The sequence below is a fragment of the Wolbachia endosymbiont of Folsomia candida genome, assembly GCF_001931755.2.
In the GTDB taxonomy this organism is placed as follows: domain Bacteria; phylum Pseudomonadota; class Alphaproteobacteria; order Rickettsiales; family Anaplasmataceae; genus Wolbachia.
The window spans coordinates 1,666,893-1,689,043 of the sequence record NZ_CP015510.2; the positions used below are offsets into that span (position 1 = coordinate 1,666,893).

Below are 22,151 nucleotides of genomic sequence, written 5' to 3' on the forward strand. Positions count from 1 at the left end.
TGCTGTGCTAGCAAACAAATACAAGCATGATGGGTAACAGATTAGATAAACAATAAAAATAGCTTACTTCATACTAAAACACTGTGTTTTTAGCGAAGTTGTACTGCAAAATGGATCCCAGATACTGTCTTTGATGTCAAACAAATTATCCAACTAAATTACAATTAAATGGTTGATTGTTTTTAAGAATACCAAAAAAGACATGCATTAATTTTCTCATTAACGCAAGGACTATGACTTTTGGGCATTTACCTTTACTTGCTAGACGCTGACAAAATTTTTGAAAATGATTATTATGGTTTTTGACTACTATAGCTGGCATATAAAGGGCTTTTCGGACGCGCTCAGATCCTATTTTACATATGCAACTTCTCTTACTTACTGACGATCCAGATTCATAATGCCCTGGATTTAGGCCAGCAAAAGCTGTAAATTGCTTAGCATTGTCAAAATTATCAACCGCTGGCATTTCTGCAATAACAGCAACAGCAGTAAGATGTCCTATACCTTTTATAGTCTTGAGGTTTTCTACCATATTTTTTAGATGTGGATAGTGATTTATATGCTCATTAATTTCTGTTTCGAGAACAATAATTTGCTCCTCTATTGCCAAAATTACCTTAGATATAGCTTCTTTGCAGCTGGAATGCATATTTTCATTTTCCAAGCGGTTCATCTGTTGCAATTTATCATTTGTTGCAATTTATCATTTTTTAGCGATTGCATACAACGGTAAAGATCTCTTAAATGCCTCATTTCAGGTGCAATTGGTTTCCAAAGAGCAGGTTTATTAGCGATACAAAATCTAGCTATCATAGCTGCATCTGATTTATCTGTTTTATTTCTGAGCAGCTCACTTTTGCCAAAAGCCTTGATTTGAGCCGGGTTTACTATACTAACATTATGCCCTAAATCGTGCATAAAAGTAGCCAAATCTTCCCCATACCAGCTAGTTGCCTCAAGACACAGATGAATAAGATTTGCTCCATGGCCATTGCACCAAACCACAAGCTTTGCAAAGCCATCCTGATTATTTTGAAAGACTTTGTGTCGTTTTTTATTGTCCATCAGCAAACAAACATCAAATTTCTTTTTTGAAATATCCACACCCAAAATAGCATTTACTTGCATAAAATTACCTCCAAGACTATAAATAAACTGAGAGTTTAGACTAACCTTGTAATACGGGATATAATTCCAAAGATACTATTCAGTCTTTTAACTCTATGGGAGGGGAGCAAAATCTGGAATTCGGCCTTATTGGCGTTAGTGTCAAGTCGGCTTCACCCTTCCTGCGTGGTATTTTAGCTCTAATGCCTCACATCATAAAGATACAAGTGTCACGCACTGGGATGACAGGAGGAGTGCTAATGAAATGACACCAAAGGTTGATGTTTTTGGTTTACTTTCTCGCTAAATTAGACGTGCGTACAGCTGTGGATTTATTCGCGGTATGACGTAGGGAAATCTTACTTGTTATAGCTCTATGGATATCCAAAGCTTTCTACAAAATGGTCATAAGAAAATGCAACTTTCTTAAAAGTAAAATTTTTGTTTAGTAGTTCATATATATTCAGTATTATCTATAAAAAGAGCTTTAGTGGATTGAAATGAAGTCTATTTTATTAACAAGGCCTTTGTTAGACTCATTGGAAACAAGAAGTGCGCTGAAAAGATATGGATACAAGGTATGTATAGAGCCAATATTCACAATAAAGTATCTGCATCCTGATATATCTGCGGATGAATTTGATGTGGTGATATCCACAAGCAAAAATAGTGTAAAGGCTTTCAGCCATATATGCAAAGTAGACGATCTTTCGATTATCACGGTTGGTAATTCAACTATGCAAATTGCAAAAGATTTAGGTTTTTCTCACATACTATCAGCAGATAGTAATGTTGATGGCTTAGTTGCATTTATAAAAGTTCATTACTCAAGTGAAATTAGATTTCTATATATTAGAGGACAAGAAGTATCGTGTGATTTAAAAAAAAGGCTATCTGATGAAAATTTCCATGTAAGAGAAGTTATACTATATAAGACAATTATCAAAAAGAGTCTCACTAATAGGTGTAAAAATTTGCTGCTGGATGGTAAGATTGATAGCGTGGCTTTCTTTTCTGCGCAGACAGCAAGGATATTCTGTTCATTGATCTTAAAAAGTGGGCTGTCTCATGTAACAAGCAATATAACTGCGTATACTATGAGTAAAAACATTACTGATAGTTTAAAATCAATCAAATGGAAAAAAATTATAACATCCAGGTTACCAAGTCAAGAGAGCTTAGTTGATATAATTAATAAGGATTCTTGATGCTAAAGATTGCAACTTGGAACGTAAATTCTATACGCAAAAGAGCCGTTCAGCTTTGTAATTTTATAGTTGATAGTCAGATAGACATAATTTTGTTGCAAGAAATAAAGTGCACTGAAGAGCAATTTCCTTATGCAGAGATAGAGGAATTAAAATATGAATATTCCATCTATGGACAAGTTGCAAGAAATGGTGTTTGTGTACTATCCAGATATCCTATACTAGAAACATTTAAGGTTGATGTTGTAGAAGATCATAATGAAGCGCGTTACATAGAGTGCGTGATAAAACACAATAACCAGAACATAAGGGTAGGGAGTGTTTACGTTCCAAATGGTCAAAGCCCTGACTCTCATGCATTTGAATACAAGCTCAAATTTTTTGATAGCCTCTATAAAAGAATGAGCAATTTGTTAAAAGATGAAGAGCTGATTGTTATCTCTGGTGATTACAATGTTGCACCGGATGAAATTGACGTCTTTGATCCAAACTTGCTGAATGGTCAAGTGTGTTTTCATATAAAGGAACGTGAAAAACTAAGAGCGATTTTGAATCTTGGATTTAAAGACGCATTCAGAATATCCCATCCAAATTTACAACAATTTAGCTGGTGGAATTATCAAGGTAACTCATTAAGAAACAATCAGGGAATGAGAATAGACCACATGCTTCTATCGCCGCAAGCTGTAGATAAATTAGAAACATGCTATATAGATGATAGATTGCGCAAATTAGAAAACCCATCCGATCATACGCCAGTTGTGTGTATTATAAAATAATCAATTCCCGCTAAAGAAAAATTTAGCCACCGAAATCATCAAGCTTACATCCATTCTGCAGACAAGCAGCAGTGAAAGTGTTTATCATCAGAAATGCAATTGTCATTGGGCCAACACCACCTGGCACTGGAGTAATAGCCTTAGCTTTTTCTTTTGCTCCCTCAAAATCAACATCACCTACAAGCTTGCTTTTGCCATCTATTTGCACACTATTTATGCCAACATCAATTACTATTGCATCGTTTTTTATCCAGTCTGCTTGAACGAAATTTGGTTTGCCCACTGCCGCAACTACTATATCTGCTTTAGAGCAATGTTCAGCTAAGTTTTTGCTTCTTGAATGTAAAATAGTCACAGTACAGTCCTCTTGCAATAGTAGATGAAACATTGGTTTGCCAACGATGTTTGACCTACCAATCACTACTGCATTTTTACCAAAAAGGTTTGCTTCAATTGATTTAATCAAATATAAAGCACCCCTCGGAGTACACGGTATAAGACAATTTTTTTCACCCTTAACTAATCTGCCAACATTTTCATTATGAAATCCATCTACATCTTTTGCCACACTTACTGAGTTAACTACTCTGCTTGCATTAATGTGATTTGGCAAAGGCAGTTGCACTAAAATGCCATGTACAGATGGATCATTATTCAATTCATTGATTTTTCCAATCAACTGATCTTCTGATATCGTGCCAGATAAAAAAATAGTTTCAGATTCTATTCCTATTGACTCTGCTTTCTTTTGTTTATTACGAACATAGACCTGACTTGCCGGATTTTCACCAACAAGGATCACTTTAAGGCATGGGAAAATATTGTGCTCTTTTTTTAAAGTATCAATTTTTTTCGATAACTCCTCGCAGAGATCATTCGCTATTTTTTTACCGTCAATAATAATTGTCACTTTGCTACACTCCCTGCCACTCTTTGAAATTAGGGCATTTGATATCAAATAAATCCAATACTTTCCCAACGGAATGGTCAATTATATCATTCAATGATTTTGGTTTGGTATAAAATGATGGCACTGGCGGAGCAATAATTGCTCCCATCTCTGTCAACTTTAACATATTACGCAAATGCCCAAGGTGTAGTGGGGTTTCCCGCACCATTAGTACTAGCTTTCTTCTTTCTTTAAGTGTTACATCTGCAGCTCTTGTCAATAAGTTGGAAGTAACACCAGACGCAATTTCAGACATTGTTTTCATAGAGCATGGAGCGATAATCATCCCCAAAGTTTTAAAAGCACCACTTGCTATCTTTTCTCCTATTTTTTCCTCAGAGTAATAAAAGTCCGCAAGCGATGTAATATCTTCAAGTTTTTCTGGAATTTCATGAGCTAGAGTTATTTTTCCAGCACTACTGATTACTAAATGAGTTTCATAACCCTGATTGCTGTCATTCCAGCGCGTGACGCTGGAATCTATATTTCTTTTTCCCTGGATCCCAGTGTCAAGCACTGGGATGACAGAGACAAGAGATCTATTAATATTTCTTAATGCTTCTAAAATACGCACACCGTAAATAGAGCCAGATGCACCGCTTATTCCAATTACAATTCTACTATTCACGTAATTCTTCTTCGCAGCTCATTCCAAGTGCACGTTTATATGTATCAAGCAATATTTCTTGCTCTTCCCTGTCATCGTCATCCATCTTTCTTAGCTTGATGATTTGTTTCATAACTTTTGTATCCCAGCCTTCATCTGCTGCTTTCAGGTATACATCGCGAATATGATCCTGTACCTCCTTCTTCTCTTCTTCAAGCTTTTCAATCCTCTCTATGTATCCTCTCAGCTCTTCGGATGTTACTTTAACTGTGTCTTCCATAAAACTCCACTAATTAACTGCTCTTATCAGTATTATCAATTTTTACTTGCACTTCAACAATAGTAATAACATTTTTATCTTTTTTTAAAATCTTAAAGTGAAAACCATACATAGAAAACTCCTCACTTTCTTCAGGAATACGCTCTATTTCATTCACAATCATACCAGCTAAAGTTGAAGCTTCTTCATTAGGAAGATTCCAATGTAACTGCCTATTGATGTCTCTAATTGGGGTTTCTCCTTCTATGTTATACAGATTATCAGATATTTTCTTGATGGAATTTTCTGTAATCAAATCATGCTCATCAGAAATATCCCCAACAATTTCTTCTAATATATCCTCAAGGGTTACGATTCCCTGTAATGCACCATACTCATCAATAACAAGTGCAAAGTGCTTCCTATTTTTACGAAAATTGTGAAGTTGCACGCTGAGCAGTGTACTTTCTGGTATGAACCAAGGCTTCGACATCACTTGAGTAATATCAACCTCCTCCGTTTTATTATTTTTTGCGCGCAAGGCATTTATTAGATCTTTCACGTGAATTACACCGATAATATCCTCTGGCTCTTTTTGCCACAAAGGAATTCTACTGTGACTGCTAGTTAAAATTTCTCTTATCAAATCCTCTTTATTTAAATTTATATCAATAGAAAACAAATTTTTCCTATGGGTCATAATTTGCGATATATCTGTTTCAGCTAAATCAAGTATGCTGTTTAACATATCTAAGTCCTGTTGTAGCATAGTTCCTTCACTGCGATGCAAAGTAATCATATTACGCATTGCATCTGCTGCAGATATCACTTCTTTATCTCTATGTAGTCCGCATAATTTTAGGATGAGATTGACAATAAATTGAATACCTAACGTAAGTGGAGAAAAAATCTTCACGAAAAACAGTAAAAAGTAAGCAGAAAACGATGCAAATTTTTCAGGATTCTGAATGGCGTAAGTCTTTGGTAACACTTCACAGAACAGTAAAATGCAAAATGTCATGATAATTGTTGATAAAAAGATGCTCTCATTTCCAAAAAGATTTATAAACATTGCTGTAAATAACGCGGAACAAGTAATATTGATAACTGTGTTACCGAGCAATATTGTGCCTATTGTTAATTCTTTTCGATTTAACAAGCGGTCTATTATCTTAGCCCTTGTGTTACCATCTAGTTTTAGCTTATTAATTCGAGAACGGCTAATTGAGGTTAAACCTATTTCTGCTCCTGAAAATAAAAACGACAAAGCCAGTAAAATAAAAATTACTAATAATACTGAAACTAATACCAAATTCATTGAAGTACGACGTTATTTTGACAAAAAACAAAGCTAATCTTATATGTTACAAGAACCAGTTGCAAGTTTGAAGTTTAATATCAAGTGATACCATACGATTTCTGAAATAATATGGTGGTTATAAACGTTTATCATTTAAGCTTAAAAAACGTATAAGATAGCGTTATTTGATCTAAATCTTTTGTATTCTGATCAAGCAGTATATCAGGGTCTATATAAAAAGAGACAGGCATAGCCGCTTTTTGTTTCGGCAGTAGCATTTGTTCATTAAAGCAAAAACATGCAATTTTGTTAAAATATTTACCTGCTTTAAAAGGTGTAACATTGTACACCGCCATTCCAAATGAAGGCTGATCAGAGAGACTTTTTGCATAATAAAAAGCTAAGTTTTGTTCCCCTATGTTTACATCCATATAGTTAGTTTCTTGGTTAAATTCCCAGGGTAGATCAGGCATGATGTCAGCATTAAAATATACCCTGATTTTTTGATTAGTTACATTTGTTATCGCTTTAGTTACCTGTTTTGTTGTTCCGCCATATCCAGTGGCTTTACAGAAAATCCTGTATAAGGGTACTGATGCATATGTAAGACACACCATTAAAAAAACTAAAGATACTAAAAAGAAAACTATAGAATTCTTATCACCCCTCCTTAAAAAGGAGAACATTTAATCTCTACTATTAAGTAACCTGAGCAAACTGAGGAATATATTGATAAAGTCTAGATAAAGACTAGTTGCACCGAGTATTGCTAGCTTAGTAGCAGCAGCTTCTGAGCCGTCATTATTCCTATAATAAACATCTTTGATTCTTTGAGCGTCAGATGCAGTTTTTAAAGTAAACACTATCACTGATATAAATGATATTGCAAAATCGAGTGGACCACTTCTAAGGAATAGATTTACTATGAATGCTATAAACAATCCCCAAACTCCCATCATCAAGAAAGATCCCATACTTGTAAGATCTCTTTTTGTGGTATTACCATACAAAGCCATAGAGCCGAACATGATTGATGTAATGAAAAATGCTCTTGCTATACTTTCTGCAGTATAAGTTACAAAAATATAGGATGAAGACATTCCAATTAATACTGCAAACGCAAAAAATATGGTGAATGCAGACTGAACACTAAGTTGTAGAATTCTAGGGTATACAAAAAACACTAGCGCAAGTGGAGAAAGCATTACTGCATACAATAGAACGGTATTAGAGTGAATTACCTGATGAAGACCAGAAAATACCGTTAGAAATGCAACAATTCCTGTAACACCTAAGGCTAAAGCCATGTAATTATATACTTTAGTCAGATAGCTTCTGAGTCCAGCACTGTAATAAGCGCCTTGAGAGCGGACATCTTGTTCATTTCTCATGTAAGACATAATATAACTCCTTTTGTCCATTATTTAAGACATTATAGTGTAAAATTACATTTTTATCAAGTGTTTTTATGCTACGCGCTAGCATTTGTTTTAATATAAACAGAATATAGGCCTATTGCTGCTGCATTTGAAACATTTAAACTGCCTATTGCATTTGATATTGGTATTTTTAAAAGATGATCACAGTTTTCTTTTACTAGCCTTCGCATTCCTTTTTCTTCAGACCCAAAGACTATAACTCTTTTTTGACCAAAACTCTTTGTTTCATCTATATCCTCGCCAGTGTTACAATCAAAACCATAACACCAATAGCCAGCTTTCTTTAAATATTTCATGGTGTTTACTATATTTGTAACGTAGACTAGGGGTAAAATGTCTAGTGCACCACTAGCTGCTTTTGCGATAGATGCATTTTCGCCAGGTGAATGATCACGAGGTAAAACCAATGCATTAACATTAAAACAGGCCGCAGTTCTTAAAATCGACCCTATATTATGTGTATCTGTGACTTGATCTAGAATTACAATAGTGGAACTTTCATCTCCATTTTCAGCGACTTCTTCAATTTCTAAATTGCTAGAAATAGGTAAAACTTTTAAAGCAATCCCTTGATGATTAACGCCTTTGGGCAAAATGCTATCAAATATTTTATTTTCGACTATTTGAGCTTTAATCTTTCTGTCATTTGTGCATTCTCTAATTTCCTTTTCATGTTCTTTGTGGAAATTTTCTGTTACTAACAGTTCTATGCATTGCCTATTTTTATTTTTTAATGCTGATATACAAGTGTGCCTTCCGTATAACCAAAAATTTTCGGTAGTTTTTTGTGATTTCATCGTGCTACTTAAGCTAATATTATATCTTATATAGTAAGCAATATTTTACTATACTTAAGTATTGCTGTAAAATTATACACTTCAATTAATGCTTTTATGCAGGATGATGAACTCAATTGGCAAAAAAATGTTAAGCCACTAAAGTGTGGGAAAGTTACCTTAAAAATTGATCATAAAATAAATATAAAATCTGTGGTCAATAAAGGAACTTTTGCTTTAGAAGAAAATTTTTTTAATACTAGCAACGCTAGCATGCAGTCTTGTCTTGACTATAATACAAAATCAAAAATTGATAAGGGCAAATATTTTATAAGCGATAGATTAGATTTACATGGCTATAATGTAGAGGACGCTTATTATAAATTGATAGATTTTGTAATTAAAAATTATCAAGCAGGTAACAGGTGTTTATTGGTAATCACTGGATATGGTAATGTAACAAACAAAACAGGGGCTATAAAAAATAATTTATATAAATGGTTAAATGACACAAAAATTCAGCATATGGTTTTATATCACCAACAAGCCACAAAAGAGCATGGCGGCAAAGGGGCTTTTTATGTTTTATTAAGGAGAAATAGAGATCAGCTCGAACCCACCATATAAGTTGTAGCGAATCTACCTAAATTTACACCAGTATCAGTTCTATGCAGCGCTTCTGTTTCTTTCTTTTGGCTGTTTTTGATGTGGGTCAAATACTAAACCACTTAATTCGATCAGTGTATCGGGACCGAAACTATATACTGTAACGTCCTCTCTAGTATCTCCTTTCTTGAAGAAATCTGCTCGACAACCATCTTGTGTTATTTCAGGTTTTGCGGTATTTTGATATTTAACAACTTCATATTCATAACCTCCACCATTTGCCTCTACGGGGCGTGTTAGTGTCATTATTTTCTTCCCCATTTTACTTTGTACTACACAACCATTAGGATATTCTTCCTTTAGTACTACGTAAACTGGATCTTTAGGTGTACCTTTTCCATCTAACCATGAAATAGTTTGATTTTCCTTTTTGTTTAATGAATCTAAAATTCCTGATTTACAATTATTTTCACCTACCTCTTTAGCACTTGTGTGCATCATGCAGAGCATGCATATAGTGATAATGGTAGCTACTATTGCAAAGATTAATGCAGCATAAAATATAAAATTAATTTCAGGAGTCATTTCACTCAGTATTGTTACATCCTTTATTTCAATAAACTGCATCCATTCTGGAATTAACTTTGCCCATTGTGTAATTTTACCTCCATCTGATAATAACACCGTAAATGCTCCACCCATTAATATCGAAGATGAAAGAACTATAAGGCCTATTGCTGTTCCTCTGCCAATATTAAATCCATTAAGCCACCTGTTTCTTCGTTTTATTTTTGTTTCTTCACTTATTGAAAACATAACTTATCTTATTAAATAATTAATAATATGAAGATATCATGTAAAACTGACATGTCAATACTCTTTTTTTAATAAAAAAAAATTACTCAAAATAAATAAAGATATTTAAATTGTGATATTTTTTTTATAAATTGAGCACCAACAATCTACTATTTTTTTTATATCTTGTGACTTAGTTTTGGGGCCTATACTAACTCGAATTGAACATTCTGCTTGGCTCTTTGTGGCTCCCATTGCAAGTAACACATGAGAGGGTTCAACTGTGCCAGAAGAGCATGCAGAGCCGTTGCTGACTGCAATATTATTCAAATCAAAATGCATAAGCTGAACATCGCTTTTTATTCCTTGCATACAGATGAAACTAGTATTTGGTAACCTCTCGGAGTTTTTACCAAAGATTTTTATGTCATTAGAAATACTCAATAATTCCGATTCTAAATGATCACGTAGCTCTTTTATCTTATTCATTTTCAATAGAAGATCTGGAATATCATGAAGTGCAGCAGAGAGCCCTGCAATTGCAACAACATTCTCTGTACCTCCGCGCAATCCTCTTTCTTGCCCACCACCGGAAATTATAGGCTCTATTTTCAACTTCTTATCAAATATCAAAACTCCGCTCCCCACCATACCGCCAAATTTGTGGGCAGATAAAGTTAGCAAATCTGCTCCTAAGTCTTGCATGTTCACTTCAATTTTTCCAATGCTTTGAGCAGCATCAGTGTGGCATATTGCACCGAATTTATGGGCTATTTCCACTATCTTTTTAATTGGTTGTATAACTCCAGTTTCATTATTTGCCATCATCACTGAGACAAGTACTTTATTTCCTTTAAGCGCGCTGAGAATCTTTTCTAGCTCTACAAGATCAACAACTCCATCCTGATTTACTGGTATTATATTGGGATTATGTGCAGAACTAAGGATTGAAGGATGCTCTATAGCTGAAATTACGTGTTGATAGCCTTTTATTCCCTTCATAACAAGGTTATTTGCTTCAGTTGCGCCAGAAGTAAAAACTATTTCTTTGTCGTTTGAAACGCCGATAAAGCGACGTACATCATCTCTTGCGTCTTGAAGGATTTTTCTTGCTTCCTGTCCTTTTTTGTGTAGCGAAGATGGATTCAAGATTTGCTTTGATAAGACTTCAAGTATTCTTTTTTTTGCATTGCTACTGAGTGGAGCAGTTGCATTGTAGTCAGCGTATACGTAGTCGTCACCTTGATATTCTAAAGGGGATATTGAGAGTTTATCTGTTACTTTACCGTCAATGATAACCATCAGTGCATTTGCTAGATCAAAAAATTTATTGCAAAAACAGTAAAATTAATACATAATTAATAAACAACTGTATGTGTAAGTTACGCTAGCTAGTTATATATTGGATGTCAAATATGTTTTTAATTAAGGGGTCGCCATGGTAGAAGTTTTTTTGAATAATACAACAGAGAAGATAGAAGGAGAGTATAGCCAGAGCAAAAATCCTGATGCACCGGTTGTATTGGTTTTGCATCATCATCCTCAATATGGCGGTAATATGGATCATAAAATGATACACAGCATATGTACATCTTTTATTGACAATGACTTCTCTGTATTGAAAATTAACTTTCGTGGTGTAGGAAAGTCAACTGGCACTTTTGACAAAGGTATAGGTGAGCTAACTGATGCTGCAGTAGCTATTGATTGGATTCAAGAACATAATTCTAGCAACGTTCCAATTTGGGTGGTCGGTTTTTCTTTTGGAGCATGGGTAGCTATGCAATTGACGATGCGTCGCCCGGAGGTAGTTGGGTTTGTTGCTCTTTCTCCTCCAGCAACTAAGTATGACTTTTCTTTTCTCTCTCCTTGCCCAGTGCCTGGACTTATAATACAAAGTAGTAATGACACAATTTCAGAGGAAAGTGACGTAACAGAGCTAGCAAATAGGTTAATAAGTTCGGTAAAAAGTCGTCATATGGAATATCACGTAATAGACGACACTAATCACTTTCTCCGTGATAAAGAGGAAGAAGTTGCTCAAATCATAGATGATTACATAAAACTACGTATGAATAACACAGCTACTTCATCTCAAAAAGTTGAAAACGAAATGAGAGTAAAAGAATATGCTTAACCTTTACAAACAATAGAAATGAGCATAATATAAATAAAAAGGTTTTATCATGTTTAAGAAATTATTATTATTATCTGTTTTAGCTGCCCTTACATTACAAGTGGGTTGTCGTGGTCAACGCAGGTTAAAAAGCCCTTGTATCAAAAGTAGTGAAAGTATTTCTTGTGAGTTATACTCTGTTAATGACCATTGGTTAAATAAGTACAAAGTTAACAATAGATAGTCTGAACAATTTGTGTAATACAAATCCATTACTTGTAATCTGAGTGCAATCTTCCTGTTATCCAAGTAGCAGACACTGTTATACATTATTTAACATATGCTCCCTTACTTTTGCAGTAGGCTTAATGTTCTTTAAATTTGGCCCTCAAAATTAAACAAAACAATAAATCCCTTTATTTAAAACAGAAGTTTTGCTATCCTCAAATTTTAATAGTTTAAGATTAATGAATATAAACAAAAATGAATTTTTATTTCTCCCACTTGGTGGAGTAGGAAGAATTGGGATGAATGTTAGCCTGTATCATTACCAAGGCAAGTGGATTATGATCGACCTTGGTATTGGTTTTGCAGATGAAACCATGCCAGGCGTTGACCTGTTAATCGCTGATGTAGATTTTATCGCTCAAAGAAAAAAAGATTTGCTTGGGATAATAATTACACATGCACATGAAGATCACTGCGGCGCAGTTCCACATCTGTGGGAAGAGCTTCAGTGCCCAATATTTACAACGCAGTTTACGGTCAATTTCCTGAAGGAGAAGCTAAAGGAATTTCGGCTCGATGGTAAAGTGCCTGTAAAAGAGGTAGATATAAATGGCACTATAGATTTGGGTCCATTTACTGTGGAGTTCATAAATATTACTCACTCAGTTCCAGAGGCAAATTCAATATTAATTAGCACTGAAGTCGGTAGTGCGCTGCATACAGGCGATTGGAAATTTGACCCTGAGCCAGTGGTTGGTCTCACTTCTAATATTAAGCGTTTGAAAGAAATTGGTGATAAAGGTGATCTACTTGCAACAGTATGTGATTCAACAAATATATTAAGCAAACATCATCCTGAGTCAGAAGGTGGAGTTTATAATAATATTTATAACGTAATCAAGCGATCTAAAAAATTGGTTGCCGTGTCACTATTTGCTTCAAATGTAGCACGTATTGAAACTATAGCTAAAGCCGCACAAGCACTAAATAGAAAAGTGGTTTTGCTTGGCAGATCATTGTGGAGAATAGTAAAAGTTGCACAAGATAGCGGTTATTTAAGCGATTGTCCTGAGTTTTTAGAAGCAAAAGAAGCAGAGAATTATCCAAGGGACAAACTGGTGCTGCTCTGCACTGGTTGTCAAGGAGAGCCACTGGCAGCAACTGCAAGACTTGCTAATAAGAGTCATCAATCCTTTAAAATGCATCAAGGTGACACAATGATTTTTTCATCAAAAATCATTCCTGGAAATGAAACTCGTGCACATAATATGCTCAATTCTTTTATTGAGATGGGAGTAGAAGTTGTTACTGAAAAAACAGAGCATGTCCACGCTTCTGGGCACCCAACACGAGAAGAAATAAAGGAAATGTACTCTTTAATAAAGCCGAGAATGTCTATTCCTGTACACGGTGAGTATATTCACACGCAGGCACACGTAAAATTTGCTAAAGAGTGTGGTGTACCAAAAGCAATAATGATTGCACCAGGTGACGCTGTAAATTTGGAGAACGGAGAAATAGTTGATTCAGTTGACGTGGAATACTTCGGTATTGATGGCATGTTGCTACGTCATCCAGAAAGCAGTGTTATAAAAATGCGCGCAAGAATGAGAGATGCTGGAGTAATTGTAGTTACAGCAATTGTGGACAAAAGAAATAAATTATTAGTAAGGCCTAAAGTCTTTGCACCTGGTGTTTTTGAAGTAATAGAAGATACAGCTATTGTAAAAGAAATAATCAAGAAAGTTGAAGCAGCATTTAGCTTACAGGAGACGAAAAAAATTAAAAGTAAGATTGAAAGCTCAATATTTGGTATCTTAAAGGAATATTTACTAAAAAGACCTATAGTGGAGGTTCAAATAGAACAGGTATAAAATGAAAGAATGAAGCTATTCGTTCAGCTAGTATTACTTATTTCGTTATTTATTCCTTATTTTGCAAAAGCTGCTTTATATGTTGATATAAAAAAAAATAGTGTTGATAACATTAGTCTTGTGATATCTCAGTGTGCATGTAAAACGGATCTGGAAAGTGAATTAATCAAAAGTATCACAAAAATAATTGAGACAAATTTATCTAATTGTGGCGTATTTAATGTAAAGAGAGGTGTAGAAACTGAAATCAGATCATCCAAATCTTGGAAGAGTGATACACTACTTACAGTAGAGTTAAATGAAATATCTGGTAACGCATTAGAGTTATCATTTCGTTTACTAGATACTTTTACAAAAAGAGAGTTACTTAATGACTTAATCATCTTTCCAGCAAAAGACTGGAGAAAAATTGGTCATCGTATTTCAGATGCGATACATGATAGATTGACTGGTGAGAAAGGGCACTTTAACACAAAAATCACGTATATTGCTGAAGAAAAAGATAGCAATGACAAATCTGTACGTAAAATCGCTGTTATGAATCAAGATGGAAGTAATATAAAATATTTAACAAACGGCGATAAATTTGTATCAACACCTAGGTTTTCACCAAATGGAAAAAGCGTTGTTTATATCTCATATTCAAATGGAAAAAGCTATATAATACTGAGAAATTTAAAACACAACACTGAATCAGTCATTAGTGCATTTGAAGGGGTCATTTCTGCTCCAAGATTTGCTCCTGATGGTAAATCTCTTTTAATCTCCCACTCATTGGGTGGTGAAACTAATATATTATCTTTAGATTTAAATAGTAAGCGTACAAAAAAAATCACCACAAACTCAGCTATCAGCACCTCTCCTTCATTTTCTCCAGATCAAAAATATATGGTTTTTAGCTCTGATATGAGTGGAAGTCAGCAACTGTACATTATTGATTTTACTAAAAAAAACAAAAAACCTAAAAGAATTAGCTTTGGGAGTGGAAGATATGCCACACCTGTTTGGTCACCAAAAGGTGATCTAATAGCCTTTACAAAAACTCAATCAGGGAAATTTTATATAGGGGTTATGAAGCCAAATGGCAAGGAAGAACGTTTGCTTTCAGAAGGACATAAGATTGAATCTCCAGCGTGGTTGCCAAATAGTAGAGAAATCATTTTTACAAAAACAGAATCATTTAATAATTCTAAATTGTATTTAGTAGATTTAGTGAGTAAAAATCAAAAAATGGTTTCTACTCCAACAAACGCTTCTTTAGCAGATTGGTCTTATTTTTAACATAAGCTTCAAAAATCAACCAGAAAACTAGACTTCTTGCAAAACCATCTGTTATCCGAGTAGTCCTCTTACTGTCATACGGCTTTGTTGCATCGCTCAAAAACACTACACGTTTTTGTCATTCCAGTGCGTGACGCACAACTGTACGAACTTCTAGTTTAATGCGTATAATCGTGTTGTCATTCCAGTGCGTGACACTGGAATCTAGTCTTCTTACTTAATAATTTCATCATATAAACTTTTCCTATCTTGGTTTTCTTCTTCAATCAAACCAAGTTTCCAAATTTGCTTAATTAGATTTGATGTTATACCTATATATGAAGTACCGTTACGCTCACTTGCAGTTACATAAATATAATAGTTTCTCATATATAATGAATAAACTTACTGGATCCCAGTGTCGGAGCACTGGGATGACACCAGTGGTTGATATTTAGCACCCATCTTATCGTTTTACGGGATGTTCGTACAGCTCTGTGTCAGCTACTCGAATGACATGAACCAATAAGAAATATTACTTATTGTAAGTATTTTTTCCAACTTCAACAAAAAATAAACCTTCAGGATCTAGTAACGAACTAGCAAGTTCGTTTACTTCTTCTAGCTTTACGTCATTAATGAGACTTGCAAAATTATTTAGACGATTAATATCGCGGTTACGTACCTGCATACTATCCAAAAGTGCTGATGTGTTTGCGTTATTAGATAGGGAAAAGATAAAATTATTTACTATACTGATTTTTGTATCTTTAAATAATTGTTCATCAATTCCTTCCTTTTTTATCCTGCTCAATGTATCTCTTATCGCCGATATGGATTGACTTGCAGTGGAGAAATCGGTACTTAAACCTCCAGCTATAATATTTGCATGCGTGTAACTGGCCATAGAGGCGCTAATACCATAAGTAATTCCAAGATTTTGCCTTAGTTCTTTCATCAGCACTGAATTCAGTCCCATACCACCAAGTGCATTAATTAGGACACTAGCATTATAGTAATTAGGATCCTCATAAGCTATTCCCTTTTGAGCAAAAAATATTACGCTCTGTGGTATATCCATAAAAATATGCCCATTTTCTGCAGAACCAAAATCATTTTTTATAGGTATTTTTTTAACTTTCGACCTTTTTGATGGCAATTTAGATAAATATTTATCTAATAAATTCATCATTTCTTCTTTTTTTATGCAGCCAACAACACTTATTACTATGTTGTCTTTAGCAAAATTGCGCTTTGCATATGCCAAAACATCATCCCTAGTAATATTTGTTATAGTATCCAGAGTCCCATATACACTCTTTGAATAAGGATGCTTTTTAAATAGTAATTCATCTAATGCTTTTCCACCAAGCATATAAGGGTTTTTTTCGAGATTACTAAAATTAACCTTGGCAATTTCTAAAACCCTACTTAAACCTTCTGAATCAACTTTAGGACGTATTATAGCATCAGTTAATAGTGAAATCCCTTCTTCTAAATTTTCAGACAAAGTCTCTAATGACGTCCCAAAACTTTCTAGATCAGCGTTAAAATGCAGCCTTATTCCTTTATCTTCAAGCTTTTTTGCAAAGCTTTTAGCATCGTTCTTTCCAGCTCCTTCTTGAATTACAAGAGAAGTAAACCAGCTTAGGCCCTGTTTTTCTGAATTTTCATACACATAACCTGCATCTTTGAATGAGATATTTATCGAAACTTTTGGCAGGTCATGATTTTCAACGAATAGAAACTTAAATCCCTTGCTTGTAACAACTTCCTCTATATTTAGTTCGCTACCTGCTTGTAAATTAAAACTGAAGCATAAAAAAAATAAAAATATAACTTTACTTACCCTCATCACTATTACCTCCTTCTGGCAACAAACGACCAATTAACTTCTTAGCAGAAAAAATAGTACGAATTTTATTGTTTGTGTCATCTAAATTAACAGCATCTATTTTGCTATATGAAATATCTATTTCATCAAGTGGAACACCAAGTGCTAGCTGCGAACCATAAAAAAATGCTATGTTCTGTAAGCTGGACAAGTTATCAAATTGTGCTGCTTTATATCTATATTTTGAGCTTTGTAATTCTTCACTAGTTATTCCATCAGACATGAAGCCATTAATAGCATTTTCTAATTCCCTTTCAACAGTGTCTAAATCGACACCGCTTTTTGGTATTATTTCAATATCAATATAACCATCAGTAAAAGTCAACCCGTGATAATGAGCATCCACTTCTACTGCTATTTCTTTCTCTAGCACTAAATCATTGTATAATTTACTGGATTTGCCACTACCTAAAATATCAACTGCCAAATCAACAGTAAAAGCTTCATGTATATGATCAAACAAAGGCACTGGGTAGCGAAAATATAAAACTGGTTCTTTTACCTGAGCGCTTCTAACAGTTAATGCCATACTAGCATTATGAATTGGCTCGTGATTTGGATAATGCCTAATTACTGGTTTAGATTTAATGTCACCATATTTTTCTTTTGCTAGCTTCACTGCTTCATCAAATTGCATATCACCAACAATCAGTAACATTGCATTGCCTGGGTGATAATAATTGTCATGAAATTTTGCTATATCATCTTGATTATAAGTTTTGATGTCGCTTTCCCATCCAATAACAGACCTGCCATAACCAGTACGGTAAAATGCACTATTCATTTCTTCCCATAGCAAACGATTAGGATGATTATCATATCTCATCTTCCTTTCTTCTAATACTATATTTTTTTCTCTGTCTACTTTGTCCTGAGTAACATTAAAGTTACCCATTCTATCTGCTTCAACTTCCATTGCCAGGGATAAGTCTTTTTTGAGAACTAACTCGTAATAACAGGTATATTCTTTAGTGGTGAATGCGTTGAATTTAGCTCCGATGCTGCTCATAGTGGATTCTATGTTTGTGAATTTTCCTGTAGTTTCAAACATTAAATGTTCAAAATAGTGGGCCAACCCTGCTTTACCAATAGGATCATCCATTCCTCCAACTTTATATATTACTGCATGTAAAACAGCTGGAATCCGGTGATTGGGAACAACGTAAACATCCAAACCATTACTCAGTTTAGCATGTTTGATATTTTGCTTTATATCAGAAGCCTTCAACAAAGCTGAGTAACTGAAAGAAATTACAGCGAATAAAAGGAATTTAAAAAACTTATTAAGCATCATTTTAACCTATATCGTAACAATTATAATATGCAATTAGTGAAGCTCAGTATACTAAATATTTATTAATAAATAACTTCTAGCTACTTTGTTTAGCAAGACGCATATCATCCCAAGATTTATATAGCATGATAAAAGCTCCAGATACTATATATACATCGGCTAGATTGAAAGCTGGCCAATACCAATCATCAATATGAAAATATATGAAGTCATATACAGCTCCCCAATAGATCCTATCAACCACATTTCCGACTGCTCCGCCAATCATAAAAGAAAAACCAAGGCAGGTTAATTTATCATTTGACTTGTATATTAAATATGCAAGTACACCAGTTATTAGTATTGAAAATATAGAAAAAAGGATGTCACTATATGGTAAAGTGCTAAACATCCCAAAACTAATGCCAGCATTCCAAACTTCAACTAACTTTATAAAACTACAAATTTCAATAAATCCCTCTTCATCAATCAATGAATTGATGTATAGCTTGCTCGCCTGATCAGTTAATACCATGATTAGTATAATAATGAAGCATAATTTTCTCATAAATCTGCCTTTAGCTGATAAACATTAAGTATATCATAATTTATTTGCTTTGTTAATTCATCCACGCTATGGAATTTTTTTTCTGGCCTTATGAATTTTAAAAGTTGTATCTTGACTTTACGGTCGTACAAATCTTGATTGAAGTCAAATATATGCATTTCTATTATGGGTTTTTTTAGATCTTTGAATGTAGGTCTCATGCCGACATTGACTACTCCATATAGCCAATTATCATCAGAAAGTGCCACCCTTGCATAATATGTACCAAATTTTGGTTTTATCATACAATCTTCTATAGGAATATTTATAGTTGGAAATCCTATTTCTCTACCTCTACAAGCCCCTTTTGTTACGATACCAGAAACTTGATAAGGTCTGCCAAGCAATTTATTAGCAACTTCTATTCCACCTGTTTGTACATATTCTCTAATTGACGAAGAAGAGCAAATTTTATCATCAATAATCAATGGTTCCAATTTAGTCAGAGAGTACCCATACATTTCTGAATATTTCTTTAGAGTCAGTATGTTGCCTGATCGTTTATGGCCAAAAGTACAATTATCACCAACAATTATGTGTTTAGCATTATACCTGCCTATCAAAATCTTACTGATAAAGTCATCACAGCTAATTTGAGAAAAATCTTCATTGAAATTAATAATGTATAAATAATCAACACCATAGCTGCTGATTAGCTCCTTTTTTTGCTCTGGCTCTATCAATCTAAAGTTATTTTTGTTAGCTAAAACAGTTGATGGGTGAGGCTCAAAAGTTAAAACTGCAGAAGACAATCCTTTTTCTTGTGCTATCTTTTTTACAGTAGAAATTGCAAGTGTATGACCTAAATGAACTCCATCGAAATTTCCGAAGGTTAATACTATATTACTTCCTATCCCTTGCTCAGAATCATAAATAATTTTCATAGAACTTGATGTTTTATACATATTTTTTATATATAATAACTATAATTTAATAAACTGCGGAGATAAATCGTGAAAAATGTTGTTATATATGTAAAAAAGGGCTGTCCATACTGCATAAGGGCAAAGGATTTACTAGATAAAAAAGGTGTGAAGTATGAAGAAATTGATGTGCTTAAAAATTCAGATTCATTTAATGTCATAAAATCAACGTATAATGTTAGAACAGTACCTCAGATCTTTATTGCTGATGAAAATGGCAACTATATAGATCACATTGCAGGAAGCGACAAATTGATGGATCTTGAAAGGGAAGGAAAATTGGATGATATGTTAAGTGATAGTTATAATAAACTTGGTCTAACAACTAATCCACACAATGATATGGAATATCATGAATGTGGAGAATATCCTATCTCAGATGACGATTTGATGTAGTTTTTATCTTAATTTTTATCGCGTAATGCGCGAACAAAGAATCAGTATGCTCACTTTAAGAAAAACTTAACGAATTAAAAATACAATTCATTTAGTAAATTTTTTTAGATGAGGAAAAAATGATAAAAAATATTTCAATCAATAGTAGAAATTTGATTACTATTGAATTAGTTAACAAACAAGATTTAGAAAATTTCATCAAGATTTTCACAGTTCTTGATAAACATATAGCAGCTAGGACACTTTTCACAGAAGAAGTGAAGATAGGTTATAAACAACATAATGAGATAGAGATTGTTGAATTGCTAAAAGATACAAACTTTACATATCATGATGTTGAAAATATATTACATCACTTAAGCAAACATGGAATGAATGTTCCAAGCAGCGTTATAGCACAAGCTCTTTTTGTTGCATGGAGCACACTTGAGTCTAAAGATCTGGCATTTTCCTTTTTTGAAGGCTCTCCACAGTTTAACATCAGAGTAAATAAGAATACTTTTATCATCACTCCTATGAGCGCAGATAATTTAGAACTGAATTCGCAAAATAGTAAAACATTTATGGAGCTACTAAAGAGCGAAAAGAGTATGTATGATTGTGTAGTAAAAGAAAGTGATATTGAAGTTGTAGTGCATTCTGCAATACAACAAACTATAAATTCGATTGTAAGCTTACTGATAAAATCCTGCTTATTAGCGAACGAGGAAGAAGAAAAGCTTAAAGAGCGGCTCAGACAACTTGCATTTAAAGATCAGGCCTTTGTTGAATACTCTAGTATAAAGACCATAAATAGGTATCCACATAACCATCCTCTGAGAAAGCATGAAAATATTACTAAGGGCATAGAAAATATTTTATATGATTTTATAGCAAGTGAAGATAGTAAGTGTGCTATAGAGCAATTAAATAGGCTGAGCTCAGAAGTTTCTCCGGATACTCCAAGAATTATCACTAAAACTATAGATAAACTTGTTAAGTTCCACTAAGACGTTATGAGGAGGGCTCTAAATTAACGTCTGTATATATATCTAATGAGACTTCTTTCGAAACTCGCTTATGAGAGGCAAGTGCTAGGAGCACACGGAGCGGAAAACCAGAGTGTATTAGACATACATGAGGATTTGAGTACCGGAGTGACAACACAATTGCCCACAGAAGTAGAGTTTCGAAAGAAGTCTAATAAATTGCATATGTAATCTTTATACCACCTTAAACCGCCAAAATTTCTCTTGGCCTTTGCTAATCCCTACTCTTGGAGTGCAAATATAATTTGGTTTGAAGTGAGATTTGTAAACACAAAATTCATGATTTATGGTTAAATCTTGCTCATTATGTTCTTTTGTAATACTTAACCTTTTGCACAATATTCCTGGGCCATTTAAATTTGCTTCAAGTGGTTCAACAAGTTTCGCTCCACGTATTAATACTGCTGCTGGAAATCCTTCTTCTTCTGTTACAATATTTAAACAGTAATACATTCCATATATAAAATACACATATGAAAACCCTGGCATACCAAACATAACTGAGGTTCGCTTAGTATAGCCCCTTGCTGCATGACAAGCTGGATCATCCATTCCTATGTAAGCTTCAACTTCTGTTATGATCCCACTAAAGTTAGAAAATTTGAGAGTTTTCCCGAGCAACTCTCCAGCTACAATTAATGTGGGACGCTTATAAAAATCTCTTGGCAATATTATATCGTTGTTCATTAATAACATAAGTTTGTACGTCTAAATATAGCTTATG

The 22,151-nt window shown here is 34.0% G+C and carries 24 protein-coding genes and 1 pseudogene; 9 read left to right on the forward strand and 16 right to left on the reverse strand.

The features are described 5' to 3' along the window. Positions 1-145 precede the first annotated feature (145 nt). A pseudogene (locus tag ASM33_RS08965) lies at positions 146-1,131 on the reverse strand (IS110 family RNA-guided transposase). Between the two features lie 479 nt (positions 1,132-1,610). Between ASM33_RS08965 and ASM33_RS07620 the strand changes: the two are divergent. Both ASM33_RS07620 and ASM33_RS07625 read left to right on the forward strand, forming a co-directional pair. Further along, positions 1,611-2,318 carry a uroporphyrinogen-III synthase gene (locus ASM33_RS07620; protein ID WP_110409698.1) on the forward strand — a complete coding sequence of 236 codons (708 nt, stop codon included), beginning with the start codon at positions 1,611-1,613 and terminating at the stop codon, positions 2,316-2,318. Beyond that, on the forward strand, positions 2,318-3,097 hold the full coding sequence (locus ASM33_RS07625) for an exodeoxyribonuclease III (RefSeq protein WP_110409697.1): 780 nt from the start codon (positions 2,318-2,320) through the stop codon (positions 3,095-3,097). Before ASM33_RS07620 ends, ASM33_RS07625 begins: the two co-directional genes overlap by 1 nt. A 22-nt stretch (positions 3,098-3,119) precedes the next feature. On the opposite strand, the gene folD is transcribed toward ASM33_RS07625, so the two are convergent. From folD to rlmB, 7 genes are all read right to left on the reverse strand, one after another. Continuing rightward, a complete protein-coding gene (gene folD, locus ASM33_RS07630) occupies positions 3,120-4,007 on the reverse strand; it encodes a bifunctional methylenetetrahydrofolate dehydrogenase/methenyltetrahydrofolate cyclohydrolase FolD (RefSeq protein ID WP_110409696.1) in 888 nt (295 codons plus the stop codon). 4 nt (positions 4,008-4,011) lie between these two features. Then, positions 4,012-4,674, reverse strand: a complete 663-nt coding sequence (locus tag ASM33_RS07635) for a UbiX family flavin prenyltransferase (RefSeq protein WP_110409695.1) — start codon at positions 4,672-4,674, stop codon at positions 4,012-4,014. After that, a complete protein-coding gene (locus tag ASM33_RS07640; RefSeq protein WP_110409694.1) occupies positions 4,667-4,933 on the reverse strand; it encodes a DUF2312 domain-containing protein in 267 nt (88 codons plus the stop codon). The genes ASM33_RS07635 and ASM33_RS07640 overlap by 8 nt, the downstream gene beginning before the upstream one ends. A 13-nt stretch (positions 4,934-4,946) precedes the next feature. Beyond that, positions 4,947-6,230, reverse strand: a complete 1,284-nt coding sequence (locus tag ASM33_RS07645; RefSeq protein ID WP_110409693.1) for an HlyC/CorC family transporter — start codon at positions 6,228-6,230, stop codon at positions 4,947-4,949. 131 nt (positions 6,231-6,361) lie between these two features. Continuing rightward, positions 6,362-6,898 (reverse strand): cytochrome c oxidase assembly protein, encoded by a 537-nt coding sequence (locus ASM33_RS07650; protein ID WP_110409692.1) that lies wholly within the window; start codon positions 6,896-6,898, stop codon positions 6,362-6,364. Further along, positions 6,899-7,612, reverse strand: coding sequence for a Bax inhibitor-1/YccA family protein (locus ASM33_RS07655; RefSeq protein ID WP_110409691.1), 714 nt, complete (start codon positions 7,610-7,612; stop codon positions 6,899-6,901). Positions 7,613-7,683: 71 nt separating this feature from the next. Then, entirely contained in the window at positions 7,684-8,448 is a 765-nt protein-coding gene (rlmB, locus tag ASM33_RS07660) for a 23S rRNA (guanosine(2251)-2'-O)-methyltransferase RlmB (protein WP_110409690.1), read from the reverse strand. Between the two features lie 96 nt (positions 8,449-8,544). On the opposite strand from rlmB, the gene ASM33_RS07665 reads away from it, so the two are divergent. After that, on the forward strand, positions 8,545-9,054 hold the full coding sequence (locus ASM33_RS07665; protein WP_110409689.1) for a Smr/MutS family protein: 510 nt from the start codon (positions 8,545-8,547) through the stop codon (positions 9,052-9,054). A gap of 39 nt (positions 9,055-9,093) precedes the next feature. On the opposite strand, the gene ASM33_RS07670 is transcribed toward ASM33_RS07665, so the two are convergent. Further along, on the reverse strand, positions 9,094-9,849 hold the full coding sequence (locus ASM33_RS07670; protein ID WP_110409688.1) for a hypothetical protein: 756 nt from the start codon (positions 9,847-9,849) through the stop codon (positions 9,094-9,096). Between the two features lie 105 nt (positions 9,850-9,954). Then, positions 9,955-11,130, reverse strand: a complete 1,176-nt coding sequence (locus tag ASM33_RS07675; protein WP_110409687.1) for a cysteine desulfurase family protein — start codon at positions 11,128-11,130, stop codon at positions 9,955-9,957. A gap of 136 nt (positions 11,131-11,266) precedes the next feature. Between ASM33_RS07675 and ASM33_RS07680 the strand changes: the two genes are divergently transcribed. From ASM33_RS07680 to ASM33_RS07695, 3 genes are all read left to right on the forward strand, one after another. Then, positions 11,267-11,965, forward strand: a complete 699-nt coding sequence (locus tag ASM33_RS07680) for an alpha/beta hydrolase (protein WP_110409686.1) — start codon at positions 11,267-11,269, stop codon at positions 11,963-11,965. Positions 11,966-12,411: 446 nt separating this feature from the next. Further along, positions 12,412-14,046, forward strand: coding sequence for a ribonuclease J (locus ASM33_RS07690; RefSeq protein WP_110409684.1), 1,635 nt, complete (start codon positions 12,412-12,414; stop codon positions 14,044-14,046). 9 nt (positions 14,047-14,055) lie between these two features. Beyond that, positions 14,056-15,327: a Tol-Pal system protein TolB gene (locus ASM33_RS07695; RefSeq protein ID WP_110409683.1), complete on the forward strand. Its 1,272-nt coding sequence runs from the start codon at positions 14,056-14,058 to the stop codon at positions 15,325-15,327. 213 nt (positions 15,328-15,540) lie between these two features. On the opposite strand, the gene ASM33_RS08555 is transcribed toward ASM33_RS07695, so the two are convergent. The 5 genes from ASM33_RS08555 to ribF form a co-directional block, all read right to left on the reverse strand. Continuing rightward, positions 15,541-15,696 (reverse strand): GIY-YIG nuclease family protein, encoded by a 156-nt coding sequence (locus ASM33_RS08555; RefSeq protein ID WP_179947419.1) that lies wholly within the window; start codon positions 15,694-15,696, stop codon positions 15,541-15,543. Positions 15,697-15,841: 145 nt separating this feature from the next. Continuing rightward, positions 15,842-17,161 carry a M16 family metallopeptidase gene (locus tag ASM33_RS07700; RefSeq protein ID WP_110409682.1) on the reverse strand — a complete coding sequence of 440 codons (1,320 nt, stop codon included), beginning with the start codon at positions 17,159-17,161 and terminating at the stop codon, positions 15,842-15,844. Then, on the reverse strand, positions 17,148-18,491 hold the full coding sequence (locus ASM33_RS07705) for a M16 family metallopeptidase (RefSeq protein WP_110410547.1): 1,344 nt from the start codon (positions 18,489-18,491) through the stop codon (positions 17,148-17,150). The genes ASM33_RS07700 and ASM33_RS07705 overlap by 14 nt, the downstream gene beginning before the upstream one ends. A 79-nt stretch (positions 18,492-18,570) precedes the next feature. Continuing rightward, positions 18,571-19,041: a signal peptidase II gene (gene lspA, locus ASM33_RS07710; protein WP_110409681.1), complete on the reverse strand. Its 471-nt coding sequence runs from the start codon at positions 19,039-19,041 to the stop codon at positions 18,571-18,573. Further along, a complete protein-coding gene (gene ribF, locus ASM33_RS07715) occupies positions 19,038-19,964 on the reverse strand; it encodes a riboflavin biosynthesis protein RibF (protein ID WP_110410546.1) in 927 nt (308 codons plus the stop codon). The genes lspA and ribF overlap by 4 nt, the downstream gene beginning before the upstream one ends. Positions 19,965-20,033: 69 nt before the next feature. Here ribF and ASM33_RS07720 point away from each other — a divergent pair, with 69 nt between their 5' ends. The 3 genes from ASM33_RS07720 (at position 20,034) to ASM33_RS08425 (ending at position 21,598) form a co-directional block, all read left to right on the forward strand. Next, positions 20,034-20,399 carry a glutaredoxin gene (locus ASM33_RS07720; RefSeq protein ID WP_110409680.1) on the forward strand — a complete coding sequence of 122 codons (366 nt, stop codon included), beginning with the start codon at positions 20,034-20,036 and terminating at the stop codon, positions 20,397-20,399. Positions 20,400-20,518: 119 nt separating this feature from the next. Further along, positions 20,519-21,388: a hypothetical protein gene (locus ASM33_RS07725; protein WP_110409679.1), complete on the forward strand. Its 870-nt coding sequence runs from the start codon at positions 20,519-20,521 to the stop codon at positions 21,386-21,388. 45 nt (positions 21,389-21,433) lie between these two features. Then, complete coding sequence (locus tag ASM33_RS08425; RefSeq protein ID WP_157956396.1) at positions 21,434-21,598, forward strand: hypothetical protein; 165 nt, start codon at positions 21,434-21,436, stop codon at positions 21,596-21,598. 3 nt (positions 21,599-21,601) lie between these two features. Here ASM33_RS08425 and ASM33_RS07730 read toward each other — a convergent pair whose 3' ends face one another. After that, positions 21,602-22,114, reverse strand: coding sequence for a DNA-3-methyladenine glycosylase (locus ASM33_RS07730; RefSeq protein ID WP_110409678.1), 513 nt, complete (start codon positions 22,112-22,114; stop codon positions 21,602-21,604). Positions 22,115-22,151 lie beyond the last annotated feature (37 nt).